This is a genomic window from Mesorhizobium sp. M0239, from assembly GCF_040321815.1.
In the GTDB taxonomy this organism is placed as follows: Bacteria; Pseudomonadota; Alphaproteobacteria; order Rhizobiales; family Rhizobiaceae; genus Mesorhizobium.
The window spans coordinates 120,365-144,260 of record NZ_JAMYSG010000016.1 but is presented as its reverse complement, the minus strand read 5'-3'; the positions used below and the strand labels follow the sequence as shown (position 1 = coordinate 144,260).

At 62.8% G+C, this 23,896-nt stretch carries 24 protein-coding genes and 1 riboswitch; of the genes, 10 read left to right on the top strand and 14 right to left on the bottom strand.

Annotation, left to right across the window (positions count from 1 at the left end; all coding sequences use genetic code 11):
- Positions 1-34: 34 nt before the first annotated feature.
- Positions 35-157 carry a hypothetical protein gene (locus NKI99_RS18535; RefSeq protein WP_013528283.1) on the bottom strand — a complete coding sequence of 41 codons (123 nt, stop codon included), beginning with the start codon at positions 155-157 and terminating at the stop codon, positions 35-37.
- Between the two features lie 238 nt (positions 158-395).
- Between NKI99_RS18535 and NKI99_RS18530 the strand changes: the two genes are divergently transcribed.
- From NKI99_RS18530 to NKI99_RS18505, 6 genes are all read left to right on the top strand, one after another.
- Positions 396-1,163: a L,D-transpeptidase gene (locus NKI99_RS18530; RefSeq protein ID WP_352611622.1), complete on the top strand. Its 768-nt coding sequence runs from the start codon at positions 396-398 to the stop codon at positions 1,161-1,163.
- 100 nt (positions 1,164-1,263) lie between these two features.
- Positions 1,264-2,430 carry a diphosphate--fructose-6-phosphate 1-phosphotransferase gene (locus NKI99_RS18525; protein WP_352611621.1) on the top strand — a complete coding sequence of 389 codons (1,167 nt, stop codon included), beginning with the start codon at positions 1,264-1,266 and terminating at the stop codon, positions 2,428-2,430.
- 53 nt (positions 2,431-2,483) lie between these two features.
- Entirely contained in the window at positions 2,484-3,203 is a 720-nt protein-coding gene (locus tag NKI99_RS18520; RefSeq protein ID WP_352611640.1) for an MBL fold metallo-hydrolase, read from the top strand.
- Between the two features lie 249 nt (positions 3,204-3,452).
- Positions 3,453-4,973, top strand: coding sequence for a DegQ family serine endoprotease (locus NKI99_RS18515; RefSeq protein WP_023813664.1), 1,521 nt, complete (start codon positions 3,453-3,455; stop codon positions 4,971-4,973).
- A 149-nt stretch (positions 4,974-5,122) separates the two neighbouring features.
- Entirely contained in the window at positions 5,123-5,734 is a 612-nt protein-coding gene (locus tag NKI99_RS18510) for a sulfite oxidase-like oxidoreductase (protein WP_023813663.1), read from the top strand.
- Positions 5,731-6,477: an FAD-binding oxidoreductase gene (locus NKI99_RS18505; RefSeq protein ID WP_352611620.1), complete on the top strand. Its 747-nt coding sequence runs from the start codon at positions 5,731-5,733 to the stop codon at positions 6,475-6,477. Before NKI99_RS18510 ends, NKI99_RS18505 begins: the two co-directional genes overlap by 4 nt.
- A gap of 40 nt (positions 6,478-6,517) precedes the next feature.
- On the opposite strand, the gene NKI99_RS18500 is transcribed toward NKI99_RS18505, so the two are convergent.
- The 8 genes from NKI99_RS18500 to NKI99_RS18465 all read right to left on the bottom strand — a co-directional run bounded on the left by NKI99_RS18500 (position 6,518) and on the right by NKI99_RS18465 (position 14,257).
- Entirely contained in the window at positions 6,518-7,993 is a 1,476-nt protein-coding gene (locus NKI99_RS18500) for a nucleotidyltransferase family protein (RefSeq protein WP_352611619.1), read from the bottom strand.
- A complete protein-coding gene (locus tag NKI99_RS18495; protein WP_352554608.1) occupies positions 7,990-8,667 on the bottom strand; it encodes a glycosyltransferase family 2 protein in 678 nt (225 codons plus the stop codon). The genes NKI99_RS18500 and NKI99_RS18495 overlap by 4 nt, the downstream gene beginning before the upstream one ends.
- Entirely contained in the window at positions 8,667-9,419 is a 753-nt protein-coding gene (locus NKI99_RS18490; RefSeq protein WP_352554607.1) for a glycosyltransferase family 2 protein, read from the bottom strand. Before NKI99_RS18490 ends, NKI99_RS18495 begins: the two co-directional genes overlap by 1 nt.
- A gap of 55 nt (positions 9,420-9,474) precedes the next feature.
- Positions 9,475-10,209: a glycosyltransferase family 2 protein gene (locus tag NKI99_RS18485; protein WP_352554606.1), complete on the bottom strand. Its 735-nt coding sequence runs from the start codon at positions 10,207-10,209 to the stop codon at positions 9,475-9,477.
- A 14-nt stretch (positions 10,210-10,223) separates the two neighbouring features.
- Complete coding sequence (locus tag NKI99_RS18480) at positions 10,224-11,273, bottom strand: serine kinase (protein WP_352611618.1); 1,050 nt, start codon at positions 11,271-11,273, stop codon at positions 10,224-10,226.
- A gap of 49 nt (positions 11,274-11,322) precedes the next feature.
- Positions 11,323-11,754 (bottom strand): PqqD family protein, encoded by a 432-nt coding sequence (locus NKI99_RS18475; protein ID WP_128302761.1) that lies wholly within the window; start codon positions 11,752-11,754, stop codon positions 11,323-11,325.
- 129 nt (positions 11,755-11,883) lie between these two features.
- Positions 11,884-12,984 carry an FAD-binding oxidoreductase gene (locus NKI99_RS18470; RefSeq protein ID WP_352611617.1) on the bottom strand — a complete coding sequence of 367 codons (1,101 nt, stop codon included), beginning with the start codon at positions 12,982-12,984 and terminating at the stop codon, positions 11,884-11,886.
- Between the two features lie 25 nt (positions 12,985-13,009).
- A complete protein-coding gene (locus NKI99_RS18465) occupies positions 13,010-14,257 on the bottom strand; it encodes an aromatic ring-hydroxylating oxygenase subunit alpha (protein ID WP_352611616.1) in 1,248 nt (415 codons plus the stop codon).
- Positions 14,258-14,371: 114 nt separating this feature from the next.
- Positions 14,372-14,573, bottom strand: a riboswitch (cobalamin riboswitch).
- Positions 14,574-15,080: 507 nt separating this feature from the next.
- Between NKI99_RS18465 and NKI99_RS18460 the strand changes: the two genes are divergently transcribed.
- The 3 genes from NKI99_RS18460 (at position 15,081) to NKI99_RS18450 (ending at position 15,856) form a co-directional block, all read left to right on the top strand.
- Complete coding sequence (locus tag NKI99_RS18460) at positions 15,081-15,278, top strand: DUF680 domain-containing protein (RefSeq protein ID WP_013528268.1); 198 nt, start codon at positions 15,081-15,083, stop codon at positions 15,276-15,278.
- Between the two features lie 71 nt (positions 15,279-15,349).
- Entirely contained in the window at positions 15,350-15,550 is a 201-nt protein-coding gene (locus tag NKI99_RS18455; RefSeq protein WP_352611615.1) for a DUF680 domain-containing protein, read from the top strand.
- 69 nt (positions 15,551-15,619) lie between these two features.
- Positions 15,620-15,856 (top strand): DUF680 domain-containing protein, encoded by a 237-nt coding sequence (locus NKI99_RS18450; RefSeq protein ID WP_023813652.1) that lies wholly within the window; start codon positions 15,620-15,622, stop codon positions 15,854-15,856.
- Positions 15,857-15,933: 77 nt separating this feature from the next.
- Here NKI99_RS18450 and NKI99_RS18445 read toward each other — a convergent pair whose 3' ends face one another.
- The 5 genes from NKI99_RS18445 to NKI99_RS18425 all read right to left on the bottom strand — a co-directional run bounded on the left by NKI99_RS18445 (position 15,934) and on the right by NKI99_RS18425 (position 22,493).
- Positions 15,934-17,046 carry an ABC transporter ATP-binding protein gene (locus NKI99_RS18445; RefSeq protein ID WP_352611614.1) on the bottom strand — a complete coding sequence of 371 codons (1,113 nt, stop codon included), beginning with the start codon at positions 17,044-17,046 and terminating at the stop codon, positions 15,934-15,936.
- A gap of 25 nt (positions 17,047-17,071) precedes the next feature.
- Positions 17,072-18,736 (bottom strand): beta-galactosidase BglA, encoded by a 1,665-nt coding sequence (gene bglA, locus NKI99_RS18440; RefSeq protein WP_352611613.1) that lies wholly within the window; start codon positions 18,734-18,736, stop codon positions 17,072-17,074.
- A 4-nt stretch (positions 18,737-18,740) separates the two neighbouring features.
- A complete protein-coding gene (locus tag NKI99_RS18435; protein WP_352611612.1) occupies positions 18,741-19,895 on the bottom strand; it encodes a carbohydrate ABC transporter permease in 1,155 nt (384 codons plus the stop codon).
- A gap of 1 nt (position 19,896) precedes the next feature.
- Positions 19,897-20,910 carry a carbohydrate ABC transporter permease gene (locus NKI99_RS18430; RefSeq protein ID WP_352611611.1) on the bottom strand — a complete coding sequence of 338 codons (1,014 nt, stop codon included), beginning with the start codon at positions 20,908-20,910 and terminating at the stop codon, positions 19,897-19,899.
- Positions 20,911-21,137: 227 nt separating this feature from the next.
- On the bottom strand, positions 21,138-22,493 hold the full coding sequence (locus tag NKI99_RS18425) for an ABC transporter substrate-binding protein (protein ID WP_127267791.1): 1,356 nt from the start codon (positions 22,491-22,493) through the stop codon (positions 21,138-21,140).
- A gap of 362 nt (positions 22,494-22,855) precedes the next feature.
- Between NKI99_RS18425 and NKI99_RS18420 the strand changes: the two genes are divergently transcribed.
- Complete coding sequence (locus NKI99_RS18420; RefSeq protein ID WP_352611610.1) at positions 22,856-23,878, top strand: LacI family DNA-binding transcriptional regulator; 1,023 nt, start codon at positions 22,856-22,858, stop codon at positions 23,876-23,878.
- Positions 23,879-23,896 lie beyond the last annotated feature (18 nt).

Below are 23,896 nucleotides of genomic sequence, written 5' to 3'. Positions count from 1 at the left end.
CGATTTCCCTAACTGCGCCAGCGGCAGATCGATGTCAGTTCGCGCCGCTCAGCGTGCTCACGATATCGGCCAGGCTGACGTTTGCGCCGAGAACCGTTGCCGCCGCGACAATGGCAGCGGCAAAAAGCTTGATGTCGGTTTTTAAGGTCTTGCACATGGAGGCCCCTCGCTGATCGCTTGAGAAGTAGGAAACACCAGTACCGGGAATATGACCCGACCGAGGTCTTTTTGTGCAGCAGCCTTCGTTCAAGCCCAGGCAAGAAGGTCGGACATCGTCAAGGCCATGCGCAAATGCAGGCTGTGCAAGGTCTTCACGCTTTATCAACCATGAATGATGAAAATGCCCGCTATCCGGCCGGACCGTGCTTCCCGCCGACAGCGTAGGGTCTGGGTATATGCGTGAGTTGCCGCAAGGTCTGACGCCGCCGCGAAATGGCGACGAAATCGAAACCGATCATCATCTTTCCCGCCGTGCCATCCTGTCCGGGGCAGGGGCGCTCGCGCTGCTGAGCGCCGCCGGTTGTTCGACCTCGGACGGGGTGTTGCCGGCGCTCGAGCTCGACGACGTCACCACGGGTTCCGTGCGGCCGATCCGGCCAAGCATCAGCGTCGACAAGAACATCACCAGCCCCGGCGTCATGTATGCCGGGCTGACCGACGGCGGCTTCAACGTGCCGGAAGTGCCATATCTGAAGGTCAAGCCGGAATTCCGCCGCCAGATCGTCGTCGACACGACAGGCGAGGCACCCGGCACCATCGTCGTCCATCTCAAGGAGCGCATGCTCTATCTCGTCCAGCCGGGTGGCGACGCCATTCGCTACGGCGTCGGCATCGGCAAGGATGGTTTCCGCTGGTCGGGTCGCGCCAACATCCAGTACGGCAGGGAATGGCCGACCTGGACGCCGCCGCCGGAGATGATTGCCCGCAAGCCTGAACTGGTGAAATGGCAAGCCGGACAGCCCGGCGGCCTCACCAATCCGCTCGGCGCGCGTGCCCTCTACATCTACCAGGACGGCAAGGACACCGGCTATCGCATCCATGGCTCGCCCGAATGGTGGAGCATCGGCCAGGCGATGTCGTCGGGCTGCGTGCGCCTGATCAACCAGGACATCATCGACCTCTACAGCCGCGTCTCCAAGAAAAATCCGGTCGTCGTCGTCTGACGCTTATGCGGCGTGTTGGCGCCGCTCGAAACTCCCGTTGCGCGATACGGCAAGACAGGCCAAGGTGCCTTGAAAACCATCGCGCCGGGAGAAATCAAGCATGGCTGGAACGTTTGTTATCGCGCAGGGCGGCGGCCCAACCGCCGTCATCAACCAGACGGTTGTCGGAGCGACGCTGGAGATCCGCAAGCGGCATCCCGGTGCCAAGGTGCTGGGCTCCATCCATGGTGTGCGCGGCATCCGTGACGGCAATTATGTCGACCTTTCCGCCATCCCCGAGGACCGGCTGCGGCTGATTGCCGGCACGCCGAGCGCCGCCCTCGGCTCGACCCGCGACAAGCCCGACGCCGCCTATTGCGATGTCATCCTCAACGGCCTGAAGAAGGCCGGCGCCGACGCCTTCATCTATATCGGCGGTAACGACACGTCGGGCACGCAGCAGATCCTGACCGATGCCGCCGGCGGCAAGATCGCCTTCGTCCACGCGCCAAAGACCATCGACAATGATCTCGAGGAAAACGACCATACGCCGGGCTTCATTTCGGCGGCCGAGTTCGTCGCTGGCGCCTTCCTCTCCGTCGATCTCGATTTCCGCGCGCTGCCCGGTATCTATGTCGGCATCGTCATGGGCCGGCATGCCGGCTTCCTGACCGCGGCCGCCGCTGCCTGGCAGCTCGACGCCGACAGCGGCCCGCACCTCGTCTACGTGCCCGAGCGCCCATTCTCGGCCGCCGGCTTCATCGACGACGTCCGTGCCACGCTCGATCGCCACAAGCGCTGCATCGTCGCTGTTTCGGAAGGCGTCAGCACCGCCGACGGCAAGGCCCTGGTCGAAAGCCTGGTGCCGCCGGACAAGCTTGAGCGCGACGCGCACGGCAACGTCAAGCTGTCGGGCAGCGACCTCCCGGCCGCACTCGAGCGCGCGTTGGCCGAAGGCCTGCCGGGCAAGCGGGCCCGCGTCGATGCGCTCGGCTACATGCCGCGCGGTTATATTGGCGCCATCAGCGCGGTCGACGCGCAGGAGGCGTTCGATGCCGGCGCTTTCGCCGTCACCGTCGCCGAACAGGGCGGCGGCTCGGTGGCGCTGCAATATGACGGCACCAGAACGGTGCTGAAGAAAGTGCCGCTCAAGAACGTCGCCGGCAAGACACGCCACATGCCGGACGATTTCATGAAGCCCGATGTCAATCAGCTGTCGGATGCCGGCATGGCCTATCTCAAGCGGCTGGTGCCGGAAAAGTACAAGGTCGGGAAGCCCTTCGTCTGATGCCGGGCTCACACTTGATGCCCGGCTCACTTCTCATGCCGGACTCACACTTGATGCCGGGCTGGTTCAGCAGGAACGTCGTCGACGACAAGACGACGATGCTGACCGAGCCCTTCGTCCATGCCTATGTTCGGGCCAATATCTGGCATCTGCGCGGTCGCGATGCCGACCTGCTCGTCGACACCGGCATGGGCATCTGTCCGCTGGCGCCGCAGATCGAGACGGCGGAGGGCAAGCCGCTGCTGGTCGTTGCCACCCACATCCATCTCGACCACGTCGGCTCGCTGCATGAATTCCCGTTGCGGGCAGGGCCAAGGATGAGCGCGGCGCAGTTCGAGACCATGGATGAGGCCGCGACCTACGCCTACATGTTCCATGACCTCGTGGGCGCCGTCTCGAAACTGCCGGCGCCCGGATGGAAGTCGGCCGACTACAGGATCCCGCCCGCGCCGTTGACGCGAACCCTGGACGAGGGCGATGTCGTCGATCTTGGCGACCGGCAATTTCGCGTGCTGCATCTGCCGGGCCATTCACCGGATTCGATCGCGCTGTTCGACGAGGTCGACGGCCTGTTCTTCAGCGGCGATGCCATCTACGACGCCATGCTGATCGACGACCTGCCGGATTCCGACCGAGCCGCCTATGTCAGCACGATGCAGCGCCTGCTCGACTTGCCGATCCGCATCGGTCACGGAGGACACGGACCGAGCTTCGACGGCAAGCGCATGCGCGAGATTGCCACGGCCTATCTCGAGCGAACCGCCGGTGGCTGAGGCTCCAGCGAGGCAGCAAGGCGGGGCCCGACGACTTTGCGACGCTGCCGCCGTGCGGATATTAAATCTTCGTAAGGTCGCCCTAAAACCCTAAATCGGGCGAATCCGCGCCCTAGATGCAAGGCCGTCGATCCGGTTGGCTGCCATGTAGGCGAGACGGGCTATTGCGACCTCGACACGCCGATGACCGATTTTCCCCGCACGGGAGAGGCCACGGCGCTGGATCAACTCTCGCCCGGACAAACGACCATGTCAGATATCCTTCGTAGGCATCGCGTCGCGGCCTTGCTGGGCGCTGCGCTGATCATATCCCCCTTCGTCATGTCTTTCGCCCAAGGCGAGGGCAACACTATTCCGACGACCCAGACGCCTGTCGCCGGCATCACCGCGCCCAATGGCTCGTTCGCACCCATCGTTGCCGCCGACAAGCCGGCGGTGGTGACGGTCACCACCGTCATGAAGGCACAGCCTGAAACGATGAGCGATGCCTCTCCTTTCGACGGCGGCTCGCCTTTCGATGACTATTTCCGCCAGTTCTTCGGTGACCAGGGCATGCCGACGCCCAAGACGCCGCCACAACAGCAACCGCAGCGCGCCGAGGCGCTGGGTTCCGGCTTCATCGTCGGCGCGGATGGTACCATCGTCACCAACAATCACGTCATCGATGGCGCCTCTTCGATCAAGGTTACGCTCGACGACGGCACCGAACTTCCGGCCAAGCTTGTCGGCCGCGATGCCAAGAACGATCTCGCCGTACTCAAGATCAAGTCGGACAAACCCCTGCCGACAGTCAAATGGGGCGATTCCGACAAGCTCATGCCAGGCGACCAGGTGCTGGCCTTCGGCAACCCGTTCGGCATCGGCACCACCGTCACGGCAGGCATCGTCTCGGCGCGCGGCCGTGACCTGCATAGTGGGCCTTTCGACGATTTCATCCAGATCGACGCGCCGATCAACCACGGCAATTCCGGCGGCCCGCTGGTGGATGTCGCCGGCAATGTCGTCGGCATCAACACGGCGATCTATTCACCCAATGGCGGCAGCGTCGGCGTCGGTTTTGCCATTCCGTCGGGCCAGGCCCAGAAGGTGGTCGCCAAGCTGATGAAGGGCGGCTCCATCCAGTACGGCTATATCGGCGTTCAGATCCAGGAGGTGACGCCGGATGTCGCGAGCGCCATCGGGCTCGACCATTCCGGCGGTGCGCTGGTTTCAGAGGTCAACGACGGTTCGCCGGCGGCCAAGGCCGGCATCGAGACGGGTGACGTCATCACCAGCTTTGCCGGGCAGGACGTGAAGGATCCCAAGGACCTGTCGCGGGCGGTCGCAGATGTCGCGCCGGGCGCCCGGGAAACGGTCGATGTCTGGCGCAAAGGCAAGCCGATTCGGATTTCCGTCGATGTCGGCCAAAACAGCGCCGATGCGAGGACCGCGTCGCTGGACGACGGGTCCGACGCGCCGAGCGCCGGGCGCGCTCCGGCGATAGGGCTCGGCTTGATGGATATAACACCCGACATTCGCCAGCAGATGAACCTTGCCGGCAAGCAGCACGGCGCGGTGGTTGCCAGCGTCAACCCCGACAAAGCGGCCGCCGCTTCCGGAATACAGGCCGGCGACATCATCGTTGCCGTCAATCAGGTGCCGGTCAAGAATGCCAGGCAGGTAACCCAGGCGATCGCCTTGGCCGGCAAGTCCGGCAGGAAATCGGTGCTGTTGCTGGTCGAGCGTGGCGACGCTCAAATGTACATCGCGGTGCCTTTCGCCAATGGCTGAGAAATGGCGTTGACGTGCACGCGGAGCGGCAGGTCCATCGGTGACGGTCCCGCCGGTCTCCGCCCGTCAAGATTTAGGTTGCCCGTCACGACATCTTCGAGAACATTGCGTCAGGCCGATAGTGGCCTGATCGCATGGGGATTGCCGCTATGGTCACCCGAGGTTTCTCTTCAGGACGGCGCCCGCCAACCGATGGCGATGCCCGCATCCCGCCAGGCCAGTATCTAGAACAGGGTTTCCCGGTGCTGTCGGCCGGTCCGACGCCGCGCGTGCGTACCGAGGATTGGTCTTTCACGCTGAAACACGGGCCACGCCCGATCAAGAAATGGAACTGGACCGAGTTCAACGCGCTGCCGATGACCAAAATGACACGCGATATCCATTGCGTGACAGCATGGACCAAATTCGACACGCCGTGGCAGGGTGTGCTGGTCGACGATATCCTTGCGGATGCGGGGGTCGAGCCGCCGACCGGCTTCACGTTGGCGCACGCGTTCGACGGCTACACCACCAACGTGCCGGTCACGGATCTCACCGCCGGCAAGGCCATGGTGGCGCTGCTCTACGAAGGCAAGCCGATCACACCGGACCATGGCGGCCCGGCAAGGCTGCTGGTGCCGCATCTTTATTTCTGGAAATCGGCCAAATGGTTGAACGGCCTGCAATTCACCACGCGCGACGAGCCCGGTTTCTGGGAATTGCGCGGCTACCACATCTATGGCGACCCATGGCGCGAGCAGCGCTACACGGACGATCCATGAGCGATGCGGCAGCAGTGCAATCGCCCTGGCAAACAGCCAGCATCGTCCGCATCGAAAAGCGCACGCCGCGTGTCGCCAGCTTCTTTTTCCAGCCGTCTCGGCCCTTCGCCTATCGCGCAGGGCAGCATGTCGACGTCAGGCTGACGGCGCCGGACGGCTATCAGGCGCGCCGCTCCTATTCCATCGCCTCCGCGCCCGAAACGCATGGCGTAATTGAACTGGCGATCGAAAAACTCGACGATGGCGAGGTCTCGCCCTTCTTTCACGAGGTCGCGGCAGTGGGCGATGAAATCGAACTGCGCGGGCCGCTTGGCGGGCATTTCGTCTGGCCGGAGGATGAGAGTGGGCCGCTTGTTCTGGTCGGCGGCGGTTCGGGCGTCGTGCCCTTGATGTCGATGCTCCGCCACCGCGCCGCACGTAATTCAGCGGTGCCCGTCGTCCTGGTCTTTTCGGTCCGGGTCTGGGACGAAGTGATCTTTCGTGACGAGCTGATCGTTCTCGACGAGCGCCAGGACGGCTTCGACCTGGTGCTGACACTGACCCGCGAAGCCGCACGCCGTCCAGCCGACTATGCGCGGCGGGTGGACGTTGCGATGATGGTTCAAGCATTGGCGCGGCTGCCGGAGCCGCCTGGCATCGCCTTCGTCTGCGGCTCCAATGCCTTCGTTTCCGCGGCCGCCCAGGCGCTGATCGATGCCGGCGTTGCAGCCGAAATCATTCGCACCGAACGCTACGGAGTGTGAACCGACGCCGCCTTTCGAGAAAGGTTCGTCGGATTCGCCTTTAGCCAACCGGCGAGAAATCCGCCGACAGCAGCTCGAAGGGCAAGGCGCCATAAGCAGCCACTGTGGCTTCGTCGTTCCATTCACGAAACTGCCGCGACGGTCGCGCCTCTAGCGTCCAGGCAGCTCGCGCGCCGTCGAGCGTCACCTTGCCGCGAAAATGCAGCACGCGTTCCCTGCCGGATCGGCTGATGGCCATGGCGCGCAGGCGGGCGACATGGTCGTCGCCGGCATTGATCTCCATTTCGATGCGGCGCCGGACCGGCGGAACGCCGATCCTGACGGTGATATCGAGCATCATGTCGCCGGTCGTTTGCGGACAGGCGATGGCCTGCGAAAACACCAATAGCGCCGGTACGGCCTGCGGCTTGCGCGCGGCCGGTTTGCCGCGCCAAGGTTTGGCGGGTGGCTCCTGTTGCAACCGGCCCTTCTTCCGCTTCAGGCGCAACTGCTTGGCAAGCCCGCGCGACAGCCAGACCAGGCCGCCGAAATCCGTGCGCGGCTTGGCTTGCAGAACCGACGACCAACGCGACAGGCCAGCTCCGTCGGCCATCTCCAAGATTCTGACCATTGTCGGTTCCGGCACCGGAATGCCGATCTCGAACGCCAGATAGGATAGCGCCACCGCCGCTGGAACCGCCAGGCCGCGTCTGCCGACGATGTCGAGGAACATGTCCCAATCGACGTCTTCGCCATGGATGGCGACCGCGCAGTCGACAAGCCAGTCGCTGTGGGTGTGGGCGTCGAGGCCGCCATGGGCGATGGCCAGGGCCATGCGATCGGCCGGCGACGGCACGAAGACCGCGACGCCGCTGAATTGTGCCGGGACCGCCCGTTGCCAGATCGCCAGGTCGTCTTCCGCGCTCGTCTGCGACCCGTCATAGCCGAGCTGGTGCAGGTCGATGTCGCCGAAACGGCCCTTGAAGAAGTTCATCGACCGCAGTGACGCCAACCGGGTTCGCAGATATTGCGCGCTGACGCCCGAGGCGATCTGCCAGTCGCGATCGCGCAAGATGTCGAAGACGGCAGCCATGTCGCGCGGGCGCACCAGTATGTCGATGTCGTGCGCCACCCGGCCACGCTGCGCCGACGCGTTCAAGGCAATGCGGCTGGCGCCCTTTATCAGCATGATGTCGGCGCCGCCGTCTGCCATCGCCTTCAGCGCCGGTTCGGCCTCGCGCATCGCCATGCGCGACTTCGTCCACAGCATCTTCTGCAGGCCGACGAGGCGCGGGTGCGCGGTATGCCCGGCCAGCTTCCTGCCGAACCTGTCGGAGATGGCGGCGAGCAGGCGATGTTCTCGAAACGAGACGAGATCGATGTCGTTCTCGTCCAGCCAGCGCGCGGCGCAGCCGGCGGCTGCGTCCTCGTCGGAGAGCAGCGCCGCCTTTAGCAACAGGTCCAGCTGGCCGGTGGGCCACGACCAGCCATAGTCCGGGAAGCGGCGGCCGATGCGGCGAACGGGCCTGGCGTTCAATTGGAGCCTGCCTTGTTCCGGGCTCGCCGCTGCATGGCGAGCCTTGCGACCTGGAGATAGCCCCGGTCGCGTGCCGGATCGCGGCCGTAGGAAAGGCTGCCCGGACGGATGCGGCGCAATGCAAGCACGTCGTCGAGCATGGCAAGGGCAAGGCCTGCCTCACGAACCCGGGCGATCCAGTCGATCATCTCGCCGCGACCGCCTGGTGGGTCGATGATGGGACCGATGCGCGGCACCACCTCCTGGCGGATCATCATCGTCGTGCGCGACCAGCCAGCTCCACTGGTCGCATCGGGCAAATCGGGGCTGTCGCCGCGAAACGTCCGCCAATGCGTAAAGACGCCCGCTGTCCCGGGATGACGGCCGAGATAGGTCAGCTGCTTTTCGACCTTGTCCGGCAGCCACAAATCGTCGGCATCGAGCGTCGCGATGAGCGGCGTCGAGAGTGCCGCAATGCCACGGGTCGTTGCGCTGCCAGGTCCGGCATTGTCCTGTCGCAGCACCGTCACCGGCAGGTTCATCGCATCGATCACCGCAGCCGTATCGTCGGTTGAACCGTCATCGACCACGACGATGGCCTCCGCCTTTGCCGTCTGGGCCAGAACGGAGTTCAGGGCCGCGCCTATGGTGGCGGCCGCGTTGAAAGCCGGAATGACGACGCCGTAGCCTGCCATCAAAGGAACCGCCACTGCGCGAGATCCTTGAAGTCGAAGATCCCCTCCACCCGGCGCAAGCTGGGATCGGCCTTGCGACGCTTCATCGACTTGTGAATGGCGCGCATGAACTCGCGAAAGGGCACATCGGCTTCCTTGGTCATGTTGCCGGGATGACGCCTGTAATAGAGAGCCACCGTATCGGGCATAACGTATTTTGCCTGGCTCTCAAAGATACGCAACAGATAGTCGGTGTCCTCGGCCTGTTTGAAATCCTCGTCGAAACCACCGGTGCGCTCGATGAGGTCTCGCGCAAAGATCCCGGCGGACAGGTGGATCCCTCGCACGGTGATGGAGTGGCTGTCGGCGGCCGGTTCCAGCGTCTCGCCATCTATCTTGTCTATCAGCGTCATGCGCGAATAGGTCAGGTCGAGGCCCGGATCCTCTTCGAAGCAGGCGAGATCCGCCTTGAACCGCCCTATCGGGGAGATGTCGTCCGAATCGAGAAACGACACCAGACGAGTCTGCGGCAGCAACTGCTTCAGCCCGGCATTGCGCGCTTTGGTGACCCCGCCATTGCTCTGCTGGAAAAGACGAATGCACGGGGCCTCGTCGATCAATGACCGCACGACGGCCGCAGAGCCATCGGTCGACCCATCGTCGATGACGATGATGTCGAGATCGATGTCTTCGCGCTGCCTGAGCAACGAGCGCAGCGCCAGGCCAACGAACTGTTCGCGATTGTAGACCGGCATGATGACGCTCAGCCTCATCGGAGTCTCCAGCAGCGTTCCGGGCTTGGCTGATCCGACCCGATTGTGTCGAGCATCATAGCATCTGCCAATCAGCGGGGCTCTTCAGTTCGAAAATACCCTGGACCTCCAGCAGAGACGGATCGGCCTTGCGTCGCCGCATCGACTTGTGGATTGCACGCAGATGGTTGCGGACCCTGCCGCTACGCTCCTTGGTAACATTCCCGGCGTGGCGTCGGTAGTAAATCGCGACGGTGTCCATCAACTCATAGTTCGGTCCCGTTTCGAAAACGCGCAGCAGATAGTCGGTGTCCTCCGCCTGCTCGAAATCATCATCGAACTGGCCCATCCGGTCTACAAGCGCCCTTCTGAACACGGCGGTGCTCAGCGAAATTCCCCGAAGCGTCATCGTACGGCTATCCACTGTAGGCTCCAGCCGCTCGTCGTCGATCCGGTCGACCAGCGTCATCAGCGAATAGGTCAGCTCAAGCCCGGGGGTAGCCTCGAAGCGGGCGAGATCGGCCTTGAACCGTCCGGCCGGCGAGATGTCGTCAGAATCCAGAAACGAAACGAACTCCGCATCCGGCGGCAGTTGCCGCAGCCCGGCGTTGCGCGCCCTGGCCACGCCCATGTTGGATTGCTGGAACAGTCGGATACAGGGGTTTTCGCGCATCATCGAGCGCACGGCCTCAGCAGAGCCGTCGGTCGAGCCGTCGTCGATGACGATGATGTCGAGATCGGCGGCGTCCCGCTGCCGCACCAGCGAGCGCAATGCCGAAACGACATAGCGTTCACGGTTGTAGACGGGCATTATCACGCTCAGTTTCACGAATCGCCCCGCGCGAGAAAGTCCGCAATCGTGCCGGCTATCTCCTGGGGCTGCGTCCCCAGCGACAGACGATAGCACGGCAGCAGGCGGGTCAGGTCGCTGAAGAAGCGAAAGCCGCTCTCCCGCTCGCCCGGCATCTGCGCTATGCCCGACGGCGCCAAGGCGATCATGGCATCCCTGCGCGACACCGGCACGATCGAACTTGCCCCGCCACCGTCGATATGTGGCGCCAACAGCGCGACGATGTCCAGAGTTTCGGGCACCGGTCGGGGCGCGATGTCATCAATGTGAAAAGCATGCTTGCCTTGCCAGTTGAGCGGACCATGCGCCGGCAGCCGATGCTTCAGCCCAAGCCGCGCGAACCCTTGGGGATCCTGCTTGAGTGTTGAAAACAGTGGGCGGACAGTCACGCCGTTGGCAAGGTCGACCAGCACATAGTCGTCGCCGACGCTGTCCAGTCCGTTGAGGAGGCCGGCGGCGACGGTTCCGGATTTCCCGGCGCCGCCCGCGCCGGCCAGCAGGACGCCCTTGCCATTGGCGCCGAGCGTGCCGGCATGGGCAAGGCGCATGCCGCGCGCCCCATATTCCCAATGCAGGAAAGCCCGCAGCGGCGCTCCCGGCTCCCACGGCGGAAAGGCGTCGGCCGAAGCCATCAATTGCACGCCAACGCGACGTTGCGGATCATAGAACTGCCAGAAATCCAGGTCGTGGAAATGGTTGCCACGCAAACCGGCTTCCGCCAGTTGGGTGGCGAAGCCATGCTGCGTGAAGGCTCCCTGGCCCCACCTGGCCGGTGCCGCGATGCCGTCTATGCCGGGATGCGCGACGAAGACGCGGCAGATGTCGGCAGGCGTTCGGTTGCCCGGAGCAGTGACAAAGCCATGAGCGACGGCAGCCGCCAACGCGCCGGCGCTGACATGCGCGGTCAGATCCAGATGCGGCAAGCTCGCCTTGCGGGTCAGTGGATAATGCGCGGCGCTGCTCTCTGCTTGCGCCAGGACATGACGTGCGTAGTCAACCAAGTTTTCGAGAGTGATGTTCGGCATGGGTTTGCCTGTTCCGGAGCTGTCCGGCAACGAGAACCTGATGGGCGCTTCAGTTGGCTTGCTTCACCGCGGGCCAGCCGAGGGGCTCCTCGACCTCGTGGATGGGATCGACGACAATGAGATCGGCGAGATCGTCATGGATGTCGACCTTGAGGGGCTCTCTGGCAGCGGCGAGCTGAGCCAGCAATTCGCTTGGAACCGGTCTTGCCACGCCATCGGTTACGGCCGCCAGCAAACCGAATTCGAGCAATTGTGAAACAAAGCCGTCAATCGCGGCGGCATCGAGGGCGCCAATTCCGGTCGCGGCGCCGACAAGTTCGGAGGCAGGCACGCCGGACGACAGTGCATCCCAAAGTCTGCTGCCTGAATCAGAGAAGCCGAAATATTTGCCCGTGGTCAGGTCAAGAACGACGGCTTCGCCGTCGAAGGATTCAAAGACGATATCCTTGCTGGCAATGGCATAGATGCCGGATTGTCGCATGTTTGCTCCCCCGCCGAGCAGGCCGCGGAGATGATCTTCGGGCCTTACGGTCAACCCCACCGTTGCAGGCGTCTAACCATTTGCAGGGTTTTTGGCAAGATGGCGCAGGCTCGGGGCGAGCGCAGCCGATCACGCTTCGATTTCAAGCGCAGAAAGCGGCTTCGAGCAACAGGCGAGGATAAAGCCGTCCTCGATTTCGTGATCGAGGATGCCGCCATTGTGGCTCATCTCGACATCGCCCGCGACCTTCCTCACCTTGCAGGTGCCGCACAGGCCGAACTCGCAGGCGGCGGGAATCCGCACCCCAGAGGCGCGTGCCGTCTGCAGCACGGTCTGGCCGGCGACGCATTCGGCATCGACATCGGAAAGCGAGAACCGGATTGGTGTCACGGCCTCGACAGCAGCAGCGGCGCCGTCTTCCGCCGGCGGCGAGAACGGCGCCGGGATCTCCTCCACGGTAGGCGCCGCAAAGCTTTCCTGATGGTATTTCGCCATGTCGAAGCCGGCGGCGTCCAGCATGCCGCGCACGGCGCGCATGAAGGGATCGGGGCCGCAGCAGAAGATCTCGCGCTCACGGAAATCGGGCGCCAGCAATGGCAGCCGGATCGCGTCGATGCGGCCCATATGGCCGAACCAGCCCTCGCGGCTCGACCGCTCCTCGATCATGAAGCCGAGCGACAGGCCGGGCATGCGGCTGCCGAGCAGCTCAAGTTCCTTGCGGAAAATGATCTCTTCCGGGCGGCGCGCACAGTTGACGAAGCCGACATCTGTCCATGGCGCGCAGTCGTTCAACCAGCGCAGCATCGACATCATCGGCGTCACGCCGGAGCCGGCCGAAATGAACAGATATTTGGCCGCCGGGTGGCTGTGCAGCGAGAAGTCGCCGGTCGGCCCATAGGCCTTGACGTGCGAGCCCGGCGTCAGATGGTCGAACATCCAGCGCGTACCGGTGCTGCCCGCCTGCGCCTTCACCGTCACCGCGATCGAGAACGGCCGCGATGGCGAGGAGGACAGCGTATAGGTGCGCATCAGCGGCCCGTCCGATGTCGGCAGTTCCAGAGTCACGAATTGGCCCGGCTTGTAGCGGAACCAGGTCTGGTTGTCGGAGCGGAAGGTGAAGGTCTTCACGTCAGGCGCTTCGTCACTGACGCCGATCACTTCCAGCACCTGCAGCCTGTCGTTCCAGGGCGTCATCTGGTCGAGATGGCGATAGAGGCCAAGGTCCGTCATCGCATTCATCCTCTTGTCCCCTGGGCTAGGCGACGCTGCGCAAGGCTGGCCGGTCGCCTTCTGCGAGGCGCGGCCCGATGAACGACGCGTACCATTCGACGAACTGGATCACGCCGCCCTCATGCAGCTCCGAATAGGGGCCTGGTTCATAGGCCGGCGACAGGATGCCGAAGGCGTTTTCCTCGACGATGCGGCGGTCCTGGTCGTTGGTCTCGGTCCAGACATGGGTGAGCTCAGCGAGGTCGTAGTCGACCCCTTCGACCGCATCCTTGTGGACGAGCCATTTCGTCGTCACCGCGGTTTCCGTGGCACTGATCGGCAGCACGCGGAAGGTGACGGCGTGGTCGCCGAGGATATGGTTCCAGGTCGTCGGATAGTGATAGAGCAGCAAGGAGCCGATGCGGTCGGTTGAAACGCTGTCGGACAGGTTCTTCTGGACCGCTCGTTTTCCCGTCATAGTGTAGCTGACGGCATCGCGCAGCAGAGGCGCGCGGGTGGCGCGGTACTGCCCTGCCGGATCGATGCGGAATTTGCTCGGCAGGCCTGATGCCTCGCATCTAGCCCAGTGCGCGACCATTTCAGGGTCGCTGTCGGCGCCGTTGACGCCGGTCACGGTCGGAGCCTCGGGGAAGGTCTTGCACAGCTCCGGGTGATTGGCGGCGCAGTGATAGCACTCGCGGTTGTTTTCCCAGACCAGCTTCCAGTTGCCCTTCTCGACGATCGTGCTCTCGAAGGCGATCTTTGCTTCACGCAACCGGTGCGGCAAAAGATAGGGTTCGATCATCGCCCGCATCGGCGCGAAATCCGCCGGTTCCTTGGCCAGGCAGATGAAGATGTAGCCGCCGACGCTCTCGCAGGCGACCGGCTTCAGGCTGAAATCACTCTTGTCGAAACCGTCGGCCATCTGGCGGGCAAACAGCAGGCGGCCGTCCAGCTCATAGGTCCACTGGTGATAGGGGCAGACGAGCTTTGCCGCCGTGCCCTTCTCCGTGTTGCATACACGGCTGCCGCGATGGCGGCAGGAATTGTGGAAGGCGTTGATCTTGCCGTGCTGGTCGCGGACAAGGACCACCGGATAGTCGCCGATCTGCACGGTGATGTAGCTGCCCGGCTTCGGCAGTTCGCAATCATGGCCGATGAACAGCCAGTCGCGATACCAGATCAGCTCCATGTCGAGCTTGAAGTAGTCCGGATCGGTGTAGAAGGGCTGCTCCAGCGAAAAGCCTTGCCGGCGCCCCTTCAGGAGCCTCAGCATCTCGTTGCGGGTATCCATGTCCTGTCCTCGTTTCTAAGGACTGAACTGGTGGTGATGGAGGAAGGATTGAAACGCAGGCCGGCTAGGTGCCGACATGCGCTATCCACCTCTTGACCGCCCACCGCGATCAGTCGAGTCTAACAATCTCGGGCTGGTTTCCGGGCTCTGGAGTTGTCCTTGCGGACCATCGCGACACCTTCCCAGGCAGTTGCCCAGTGGTCTCCCGTTGCGACTTGAACTCCACCACCGTTGCGGGGGCAGCGCCGGATTCTGACCGGCTTCCCAATTCTCCGCCTCGTCGTCACGAAGCGGCACCTGAGATGGTATGATCTAACCACGATCGGGGGCGCGCCGTCGGCATGAAAACGACATCGTATCCATGCGGCGCGACACGGCATGCGAACGTTCCCGCAGACCGTCGCGGGCTGAAATCCACCTCCCGGATGGCCATTTTGCCGGCAGCGATATCCCCGAATCGGATCCCTTGGCGGGGTCAAAAAAGGTTAACGGTTTCGAAAAGTGACTATTAGCTCGATCTAAAATCGAACCGAACGGTTCGTTTCTGTTGACGGTGCGTGCAGGACGGTGTGAACGCTGGGCCTCTGAAACAGTCGGTGATCCATCCAGTGGTTACATCTAACATGCTGATATAAAGAAGAAAAATATACCCGTAGATTCCCTTGGCACAATTTCAAGGTGTGGATTCATGGTCCACACGGAACAACTTCGTGATTGGAAAAGGCGGGGTTGCCCTCCCACATCGGAGCTGTCCGAACGACGCGATTTCATTTCCAAGACACGCCGCTAGACGGACGGAAAAAGACGATACTGGAGTACAAAAATGAAAAAGATCATTCTCACTGCCGCAGCCCTTTTGGCCATTTCCGGCAGCGCCTTCGCTGGTAGCGACCACTACGGTTCGAACGCCGCGGCAGCCACTGCTGTCGACAGCTCGTACACCGCTTCGACCAAGAAGTCGGAACCGGCTGCTCAGGCGCCTGCCCAGGGTGCTGACCGCAACCTCTTCGGCAACAACTAACAGCCGATTCCCAGTCGACGGCGGGCTCGCCCGCCGCCCTGGCGAAATTCAGACATTCAGGAGTATTTAAGATGAACAAGATCTTCATTGCCGCCGCCGCCGTTCTGGCCATCTCCGGCAGCGCTTTCGCCGGCAGCGACAACTACGGTTCGAACGGCTCTAACCAGCCTGCCGCCGCAGTGGACCAGTCGTACACGGCTTCCACCAAGACCTCGGAACCGGCTGCCCAGACGCCCGCTCAGGGCAGCGACCGTAACCTCTTCGGTCGCTAACAGCCAATTTCGCAAGCGACGGCAGCTGTGTCTGCCGTCCTGGCGAAATCCAGAATTCAGGAGATTAAAATGAACAAGATCCTTATTGCTGCCGCCGCCGTTCTGGCCATCACCGGCAGCGCGTTCGCCGGCAGCGACAACTTTGGCTCCAATGGCGCCAATCAGCCTGCGGTTACTTCGGTTGACAGCGCGCATACGAGCTCGGTCCGCAACAGCGGTGGCCTCGTCGAGAAGCTGCTCAATTCGTCGGGCGACGTGGAGAAGTCCGCCCCTCAGGGCAGCGACCGGAATCTCTTCGGCCGTTAACAGCCGAAGCTGATCTTCAACAAAAGAGCGGCGGGCCTAGCCCGCCGCTCTTTTTGCGTCCAAGACGCGGTCCTGCCTCAGGCCGCCTTCGCTTCAGCCTCATGAAGGGCAAACGACCGTCCGTCAGCGTCGAAGATATGCAGGTCCTCGCCATTGGCGCTCAGCCGCAACGTCGAACCACGCTTGACCTCGACATTGCCGGGCAGCTTGGTCACCAGCGGCAGGTCGGCGCGACCGATGTCGACATAGACCAGCTGCACCTCGCCGAGCTGCTCGACATAGTCGACCGTCCCCTCGAACAGATAGTCCGCGCCGCTGGCGATGATCAGGTCCTCCGGCCGCACGCCAAAGCTCACCGCAGCACCCTTCGCCGAAGCCGGCGTTGCGATCGGCACGGTTGCCTTGCGTCCGCCGACATGGCTGACGACGGTCGGATTGCCTGACTTGTCGATGGTCGCGGGCAGGATGTTCATGGCCGGCGAGCCAATGAACTGGGCAACGAACAGATTGCCGGGCTTCTTGTAGAGATCCATCGGCGTGCCGACCTGCTCGATATGGCCGTCCTTGAGCACCACGATGCGGTCGGCCAGCGTCATCGCCTCGACCTGATCGTGGGTGACGTAGATCATGGTCGTGTTGGGCATCGATTCCTTGAGCTTGGCGATTTCGATGCGGGTGGCGACGCGCAGCGCGGCGTCGAGGTTCGAAAGCGGCTCGTCGAACAGGAACACCTTCGGATTGCGCACGATGGCGCGGCCGATGGCGACGCGCTGGCGCTGGCCGCCTGACATCGCCTTGGGCAGGCGGTCGAGATATTTGGTCAATTGCAGGATCTCGGCGGCCTGACGCACACGGCGGTCGATCTCGGCCTTGTTCTCTTTGCCGATCTTCATCGAGAACGCCATGTTGTCGTAGACGGTCATGTGCGGGTAGAGCGCGTAGGACTGGAACACCATGGCGATGCCGCGCTTCGACGGCGGCACGTCGTTCACCACTTCGCCGGCTATTCTAAGCTCGCCGGAGGTGATTTCCTCGAGCCCGGCGATCGATCTCAGCAATGTCGACTTGCCGCAGCCCGACGGGCCGACGAAGACGATGAACTCGCCCGACTTAATATCGAGGTCGATGCCGTGGAGAATGTTCAGATTGCCGTAGGACTTCTTCACTTGTCTTAGCGTGACATCGGCCATTTGGTTTCCTCCAGTGATTGGAAATTCAGTCGAGACGCCCGAACCAGGCGCCGTAGCCGCCAAGCTCGATGGAACCGCTGTTCGCCTGCCCCGAAAATCCGTGCCCGGGCAGAGGTTGCAGCGATCGGCCGCCAAGGTCAACCTTGGCCGGCCCGGCTCCCAGATTGAAGACGCAGACGATCTGCTCGTTGCCTGCGCGGCGCGTGAAGGCGACGGTATCTCCCTCACTTTCGATGAAATTGATGTCGCCCTTGGCGAGCGCCGGATGGGCACGCCGGAAGGTGAGAAAGCGTCGGTAGTGCTCAAGCAGCGAAGCCTCGTCGCCCTGTTGGACATTGACCGCTTGCGCTAGATGCTTGGCCGGCACCGGCAGCCAGGGCTTTGCTGGGGAGAAGCCGCCATTCTTGGCGCCGCCATCCCACACCATCGGTGTGCGGCAGCCGTCGCGGCCCTTGAATTCCGGCCAGAAGCGGATGCCATAGGGATCCTGCAAATCCTCGAATCGCAGCTCTGCTTCACCGAGCCCAAGCTCCTCGCCCTGATAGATGCAGACCGAACCGCGCAGGGACATCAGCAGCGCCGAGATGACCTTGAGATAGGCTGTCGGGTCGGCCTCATTGGCCGCCCAGCGCGAGGCCGGGCGCATCACGTCATGGTTGGAAAAGGCCCAGCACGACCAGCCGTCGCTGGCGACCTTGCCGAAGGATTCCAGCACCGAGCGAACCTTGCCCGCGCTGATCTTTTCCGGCGCCAGGAAATCGAAGGAGTAGCACATATGCACGCGCTTGCCGCCGGCGGTGTAGGCGGCAACCACTTCAAGCCCGCGCTGCGAATCGCCGACCTCGCCGACCGCTGCGGTTGCCGGATATTCATCAAGCAGGGCACGGAACCGTTCGAGGAAGCCGAGGTTCTCGGGCCGGCTCTTGTCGTAGAGATGGTCCTGGTAGTTGTAGGGGTTGACCGCCGGCGCGGTCTGGTCGTTGCGCTCTTCCGGCGGCAGCGGCGGATTGTTTTCCAGGCCCTGGCTGTGGAAGTAGAAATTGATGGTGTCGAGCCGGAAACCATCGACGCCGCGCTCCAGCCAGAAGCGGGTGACGTCGAGCAATGCGTCCTGGACTTCGTGGTTGTGGAAGTTGAGGTCGGGCTGTTCGGCCAGGAAATTGTGCATGTAATATTGCTGGCGGCTGGTGTCCCATTGCCAGGCCGAGCCGCCGAAGATCGACAGCCAGTTGTTGGGCGGCGTGCCGTCCGGCCTGGCGTCTGCCCAGACGTACCAGTCGGCTTTCGGGTTGCTGCGGCTCGACCGGCTTTCCTTGAACCATGGGTGGTTGTCGGCGGTGTGCGACAGCACCTCGTCGATCATCACCTTCAAGCCCAGCCTGTGCGCCTCGGCGGTCAGCGCGTCGAAATCGGCCAGCGTGCCGAACATCGGATCGACATCGCAGTAATCCGATACGTCATAGCCGAAATCTTTCATCGGCGACTTGAAGAACGGCGAAATCCAGATGGCATCCGCGCCGAGTGCGGCGATGTAGGGGAGGCGGCCTATGATGCCCTTGAGATCTCCGATGCCGTCGCCATTCGAGTCCTGATAGCTGCGCGGATAGATCTGGTAGATCACCGCGCCCCGCCACCAGTCGCGATCGATGGCGAGGTCAGGCTTCGAGCTGGCCTTCAAAGCGGATTGCATCGTCTCAGCCTCCTTTCACCGAGCCGGCAAGCAGCCCGCGGACAAAATAGCGCTGCAGCGAGAAGAACACGATCAGCGGCACGATTATGGTCACGAAAGCCGATGTCGTCAGAATCTCCCAGTCGCCGCCGCGTGAGCCCAACAGCGCGTTGAGCTTGGCGGTCAGCACGATCTGGTCCGCCTCTGTACCGAGGAAAACCATCGCCACCAGCAGATCGTTCCATACCCACAGGAACTGGAAGATGGCAAACGAAGCCAGCACCGGGAACGACAGCGGCAAGACGATCTTGACGAAGATCTCGAAATCGCTGGCGCCGTCGATGCGCGCCGATTCCATGATTTCGCGCGGCAGGCCGGCAATGTAGCTGCGCAGCAGGTAGATGGCGAAGGGCAGGCCGAAGCCGGTATGCGCCAGCCAGATGCCGAGATAGGTCTTCGACGGCATGCCGAAGAAAGCGCCGACGCCATTATAGAGTTTCAACAACGGGATCAGCGACATCTGCAATGGCACCACCAGCAGGCCGATGATGACCGCGATCAGCAGCGCCCGGCCGGGAAACCGCATCCAGGCCAGCGCATAGGCGGCAAAGGCCGCAATCAGGATCGGGATCACGGTCGCCGGAATGGTGACGGTCAGCGAGTTCATGAACGACCGCCCGATGCCCTCTGAAAACAACACCGTCTTGTAATTGTCGGTGGTGAATTTCGGTGGCGCCGACGAGGCATAGTAGACCCGCTGGCCGCGATCGCCTTCGAATGCCTTGGGCGAGGCCATGACGAAGCTGCCGTCGGCGTTGAGCTGCAGGGTCACGCCGTCGCCGAGATCGGCCGTCGTGCCGGCGGGATATTGCGTCGGTGCCGCCGATTTGACGCCGAAGGCGCTGATGTCGCGGGCAGCACCGTCGCCGAAGATGTTGCCCTCGAGAACGAACTTGCCGTCCTTTTCGACTTGCGTCGAGGCGGCTGGCAGCCGGCCGGCTTCGGTCTGGGTGGAGTTGGAGAACGAATTCCACCAGCCCGAGGCGATGATCTGGTTCTTGTCGCGCAGCGACGAGACCAGGATGCCGAGCGTCGGGATGGTCCAGATGGCGACGAAGACGAGCACTGCGATGTGGACGCCAAAGCGGCTGGCGAAGGATTTTCCGGTCGCGACGGCCATCTCAATGTCCTCCCGTCTCTTTGTTCGCCTGGCGGATGTTCCAGACCATGATCGGGATGACCGCGATCATGATGATGATGGCGATGGTGGCGCCGCGGCCGAAATCGCCGCCGCCTCGGAACATCCAGTCGAACATCAGATTGGCCAGCACCTGGCTGTTCCACTGGCCGTTGGTCATGGTCAGCACGATGTCGAACACTTTGAGCACCAGGATGGTGATCGTGGTCCAGACGACGGCGATGGTGCCCCAGATCTGCGGCACCATGATCTTCCAGAAGATCTGGAACGGATTGGCGCCGTCGATGACGGCGGCTTCCAGCGTTTCCTCGGGAATGCCGCGCAAGGCGGAGGACAGGATGACCATGGCGAACCCGGTCTGGATCCAGATCAGGATCACCATCAGGAAGAAATTGTTCCAGAACGGCAGCGATATCCAGACCTGCGGCTGGCCGCCGAAATGCTGGATGATGGCGTTGAGGATGCCGATCTGCGTCTGGCCCTCGCCGCGATACTCGTAGATGAATTTCCAGATCACGCTGGCGCCGACGAAGGAGATCGCCAGTGGCAGGAAGATCAGGCTCTTGGCGATCGTGCCCCACCAGATCTTGTCGGTGAGCACAGCGATGATCAGCCCGAGAAAGGTGCAGGCGGCCGGCACCACCGCCAGCCAGATGATGTTGTTGAGGATCGAGTTGCGGAACTCGCGATCGCCGAACGCCCATTCATAGTTCGCCAGGCCGACGAAATTGATGCCGCTGCGATCGAGGAACGACAGCCGCAGCGTCTCGACCACCGGATAGATCAGGTAAATGGTGAGGATGATCATCGCCGGACCGACGAACAGCCATGGCCGTACCAGCCCTTGCCGACGCAGATTGTCGATGGCCGCGGCACCGGCGACGCCGCGTGACGGGAATATCAGGTCGACCAGTTTGTTGGCGCCCCAGAAATAGGCGACGCAACCGCCGACCCCGACGATGATGACGAATATGGCCGAGAAAATCTGAGCCGCCATGGGTCCCTCTCCCCCTGCGCATGATCCGACAAGGAATGACCTTGGTGACGGGGACCAGGCGCCGATTCAGTTGTTTGGAGCGCGTCATCGGCGGCTTGCGCACATTGCCGATCGCGCTTCATGTCAATGCGCTCATGACGAAAGGCTGCGGCACGGGCCGCCGTCGGATCCGGGCCAGTAGGGCCCGGATCCAGTGCGAGAATGGTTGGTCGCTTACGTGCCGGCCGCTACTTGATCGCGTCCCAGCTCTTCTGGATGTCGGTGGCGACGTCCTGCGCCGACTTGCCGCCGACCAGGTCGATCATGCCGGTCCAGAAGGCGCCGGCGCCGATCTTGCCCGGCATCAGGTCGGAACCGTCGAAGCGGAAAGTCGAGGCATTGGCGAGGATTTCGCCCTGCTTCTTCAGCGCGTCGCTGGCATAGGCATCCTTGTTGACCGACTTGAGCGGCGTCACGAAGCCGCCTTCGGCCATCCAGATCTCGTGGGCGAGCGGCATCTTCAGGAATTCGATGAATGCGCGCGCGCTCTTGCTGTCCTTGGTGATCATCGCCAGCGTACCGGCGCCGAGCACGGGCGTGCCCAGTTCAGGCTTGGAGGCATAGGGCGGGAAGTAGAAGAAGTCCGCGTCCTGGCCGACCTTGGTGCCTTCCGGGAAGAAGGTCGGGATGAACGATGCCTGGTGGTGCAGGTAGCATTTCGGCGGCACCGAAAAGAGGCCCTTCGGGCTGTCGCGGAAATCGGTCGCCGCAACCGCCTTGGCGCCGCCGTCCACCATCTTGTCGTCGGTGGCGATCTTGCCGAAAATGTCGATGGCGTTGACCACTGCGGGGTCGTTGAACGGGATCTCGTTCTTCACCCATTTGTCGTAGACCTCCGGAGGCTGGGTGCGCAGCATCAGGTCTTCGACCCAGTCGGTCGCCGGCCAGCCGGTGGCGCCGCCGGAGCCGAGGCCGATGCACCACGGCTTGCCGCCATCGGCGATGATCTTCTTTTCGAGATCGGCGAGTTCTTCCTGCGTCTTCGGCACCTTGTAGCCGGCTTCCTCGAAATTATCCGGCGAATACCAGACCAGCGACTTCACGTCGGCCTTGTAAGGGAAGGCGAAGAAGCCCGGCTTGCCGTCCTTGTCCTTGAAGGTGCCGAGATCGACCCATGACTGGCCGGCACCGTAATTGTCCTTGACCCATTTGGCGGTGTCGTCACCGAGCGGCGTCAAAAGGCCCTTCGACGCCAGGTCCTGGATGAGGCCCGGCTGCGGCAGCACGGCGATGTTCGGCGGGCTGCCGGCCTGCGTGTCGATGACGATCTGCTGCTCGTAATTCTCCGAGGAGGAGTATTTGATCTCGACGCCGGTGGCTTCCGAGAAATAGTCGAGAACGCCACGCACCAGGCCTTCGTCCTCGCCGCGCCACGGTCCGAAGATCGACAGCGTCTCACCCTTGAGGTCGACTTTCTTGAGCTCTTCGTAGTTCGCCCAGTTGAAGCGCTTGTCTTCGCCGGGCTTGAACTTCAGTTCGGCCTGCGCGGGCGCGTTCAGGGCGAACGTGGCAAAGGCAGCACCCAGCAAAAGCATTTTCTTCATCGGTATTCCTCCCAGTGGGTCTCACACACCGGACGGAACCTCCATTCCGCCCGCCGACGCCGCAGGACTGTGACTCAGTCGGAAAGGAACCGCAACCTTTCGAAGAGTCTTCCAAAGCGCTTTGGCTTTTTCGATCACGCCATTGAATTGCCAGGAAGTCAAGAGGCTGGCGGATTAATCGATTTAGGTTGCGCATTTGCACCCCTAAAAGTGCGCTGCAACATACTATTATGGCGATGCAGCAGCAGTTTTTGTTTCAAACACGCCCGAACCGCGTCTATGGTTCGGCTTGGTATGGCTCGGCCCCGGTGGCACTTGGGTCGATTCAATTTAAAAGCGCTTTGAGGGAATGGAGACCTTTCGTGAACCTCAAGCAGCTCGCCCATATGCTGGCACTTTCGCAAACCACGGTAAGCCGTGCGCTGAACGGCTATCCCGAGGTCAACGAGGAGACGCGCAGGCGTGTCATGGATGCCGCCAAGCGCCATGGCTATCGTCCCAACCCGAGCGCGCGCCGGCTGGCGACCGGCAAGACCGGCATGATCGGCTATGTCCTGCCGACCGGTGCGTCCGTCGACATCGATCCGCATTTCGTCGAGTTCCTGTCCGGTCTTGGCGACTATGCCCGCTCGCACGAGCTCGACCTTGTGCTGTCGCCGTCCGACGCCGACGACCAGGAAACCACTTACCGGCGCATCGTCGCCAACCGGCAGGTCGACGCCGTCTACATCTCCTCGCCGAGGCCCGCTGACCGGCGCGTGGCGCTGGTCAACGCGCTCGGCATTCCCTTCATCGTCCATGGCCGCAGTGAGGGCTTCGACTTCGACTATGCTTTTACCGACATCGACAATGAGGGCGCCTTCCACGAAGCGGCCAGGCTGCTGATCCAGCTCGGTCATCGGCGGCTGGCGCTGATCAATGGTGACGACCGCGAGACCTTCGCCATCCATCGAGAACGCGGCGTGCGCCGGGCGCTTGCCGCGAGCGGACTGACATTGAGCGAACGCCATGTCTGCTCGGTCGATATGACCGAGGAGAACGGCTATCGCGCCACCAGGCGCTTGCTGGAAGAGGACGACGCGCCGACCGCGATCGCCTGCTCCAGCCTGATCATGGCGCTGGGCGTCGTGCGTGCGGTGCGCGACCTCGGCCTGAGCATTCCGGGCGACGTGTCGCTGATCGCCCATGACGATGTCTTCCCCTGGCTGAGGCCGGAGAATTTTTCGGTGCCGCTGTCAACGACGCGTTCATCGATCCGTCTGGCCGGCGCCCGTGTCGCCGAGCGGCTGGCGGCACGGATTTCCGGCCTGGAGGAGGGCGCTCGCGGCGAGGTCTGGCCGGTCGACCTGGTGGTTAGGGGATCGGTGGCGGGGGCGCCTGTTTAGAACTGTCTCCCGAAGCGC

What these genes read in the sequence shown, in the direction of transcription:
- NKI99_RS18535 (WP_013528283.1), bottom strand. Translation starts at nt 157, where the DNA reads ATGTGCAAGACCTTAAAAACCGACATCAAGCTTTTTGCCGCTGCCATT.
- NKI99_RS18530 (WP_352611622.1), top strand. Translation starts at nt 396, where the DNA reads ATGCGTGAGTTGCCGCAAGGTCTGACGCCGCCGCGAAATGGCGACGAA.
- NKI99_RS18525 (WP_352611621.1), top strand. Translation starts at nt 1,264, where the DNA reads ATGGCTGGAACGTTTGTTATCGCGCAGGGCGGCGGCCCAACCGCCGTC.
- NKI99_RS18520 (WP_352611640.1), top strand. Translation starts at nt 2,484, where the DNA reads ATGCCGGGCTGGTTCAGCAGGAACGTCGTCGACGACAAGACGACGATG.
- NKI99_RS18515 (WP_023813664.1), top strand. Translation starts at nt 3,453, where the DNA reads ATGTCAGATATCCTTCGTAGGCATCGCGTCGCGGCCTTGCTGGGCGCT.
- NKI99_RS18510 (WP_023813663.1), top strand. Translation starts at nt 5,123, where the DNA reads ATGGTCACCCGAGGTTTCTCTTCAGGACGGCGCCCGCCAACCGATGGC.
- NKI99_RS18505 (WP_352611620.1), top strand. Translation starts at nt 5,731, where the DNA reads ATGAGCGATGCGGCAGCAGTGCAATCGCCCTGGCAAACAGCCAGCATC.
- NKI99_RS18495 (WP_352554608.1), bottom strand. Translation starts at nt 8,667, where the DNA reads ATGGCAGGCTACGGCGTCGTCATTCCGGCTTTCAACGCGGCCGCCACC.
- NKI99_RS18490 (WP_352554607.1), bottom strand. Translation starts at nt 9,419, where the DNA reads ATGAGGCTGAGCGTCATCATGCCGGTCTACAATCGCGAACAGTTCGTT.
- NKI99_RS18485 (WP_352554606.1), bottom strand. Translation starts at nt 10,209, where the DNA reads ATGCCCGTCTACAACCGTGAACGCTATGTCGTTTCGGCATTGCGCTCG.
- NKI99_RS18480 (WP_352611618.1), bottom strand. Translation starts at nt 11,273, where the DNA reads ATGCCGAACATCACTCTCGAAAACTTGGTTGACTACGCACGTCATGTC.
- NKI99_RS18475 (WP_128302761.1), bottom strand. Translation starts at nt 11,754, where the DNA reads ATGCGACAATCCGGCATCTATGCCATTGCCAGCAAGGATATCGTCTTT.
- NKI99_RS18470 (WP_352611617.1), bottom strand. Translation starts at nt 12,984, where the DNA reads ATGACGGACCTTGGCCTCTATCGCCATCTCGACCAGATGACGCCCTGG.
- NKI99_RS18465 (WP_352611616.1), bottom strand. Translation starts at nt 14,257, where the DNA reads ATGGATACCCGCAACGAGATGCTGAGGCTCCTGAAGGGGCGCCGGCAA.
- NKI99_RS18460 (WP_013528268.1), top strand. Translation starts at nt 15,081, where the DNA reads ATGAAAAAGATCATTCTCACTGCCGCAGCCCTTTTGGCCATTTCCGGC.
- NKI99_RS18455 (WP_352611615.1), top strand. Translation starts at nt 15,350, where the DNA reads ATGAACAAGATCTTCATTGCCGCCGCCGCCGTTCTGGCCATCTCCGGC.
- NKI99_RS18450 (WP_023813652.1), top strand. Translation starts at nt 15,620, where the DNA reads ATGAACAAGATCCTTATTGCTGCCGCCGCCGTTCTGGCCATCACCGGC.
- NKI99_RS18445 (WP_352611614.1), bottom strand. Translation starts at nt 17,046, where the DNA reads ATGGCCGATGTCACGCTAAGACAAGTGAAGAAGTCCTACGGCAATCTG.
- bglA (WP_352611613.1), bottom strand. Translation starts at nt 18,736, where the DNA reads ATGCAATCCGCTTTGAAGGCCAGCTCGAAGCCTGACCTCGCCATCGAT.
- NKI99_RS18435 (WP_352611612.1), bottom strand. Translation starts at nt 19,895, where the DNA reads ATGGCCGTCGCGACCGGAAAATCCTTCGCCAGCCGCTTTGGCGTCCAC.
- NKI99_RS18430 (WP_352611611.1), bottom strand. Translation starts at nt 20,910, where the DNA reads ATGGCGGCTCAGATTTTCTCGGCCATATTCGTCATCATCGTCGGGGTC.
- NKI99_RS18425 (WP_127267791.1), bottom strand. Translation starts at nt 22,493, where the DNA reads ATGAAGAAAATGCTTTTGCTGGGTGCTGCCTTTGCCACGTTCGCCCTG.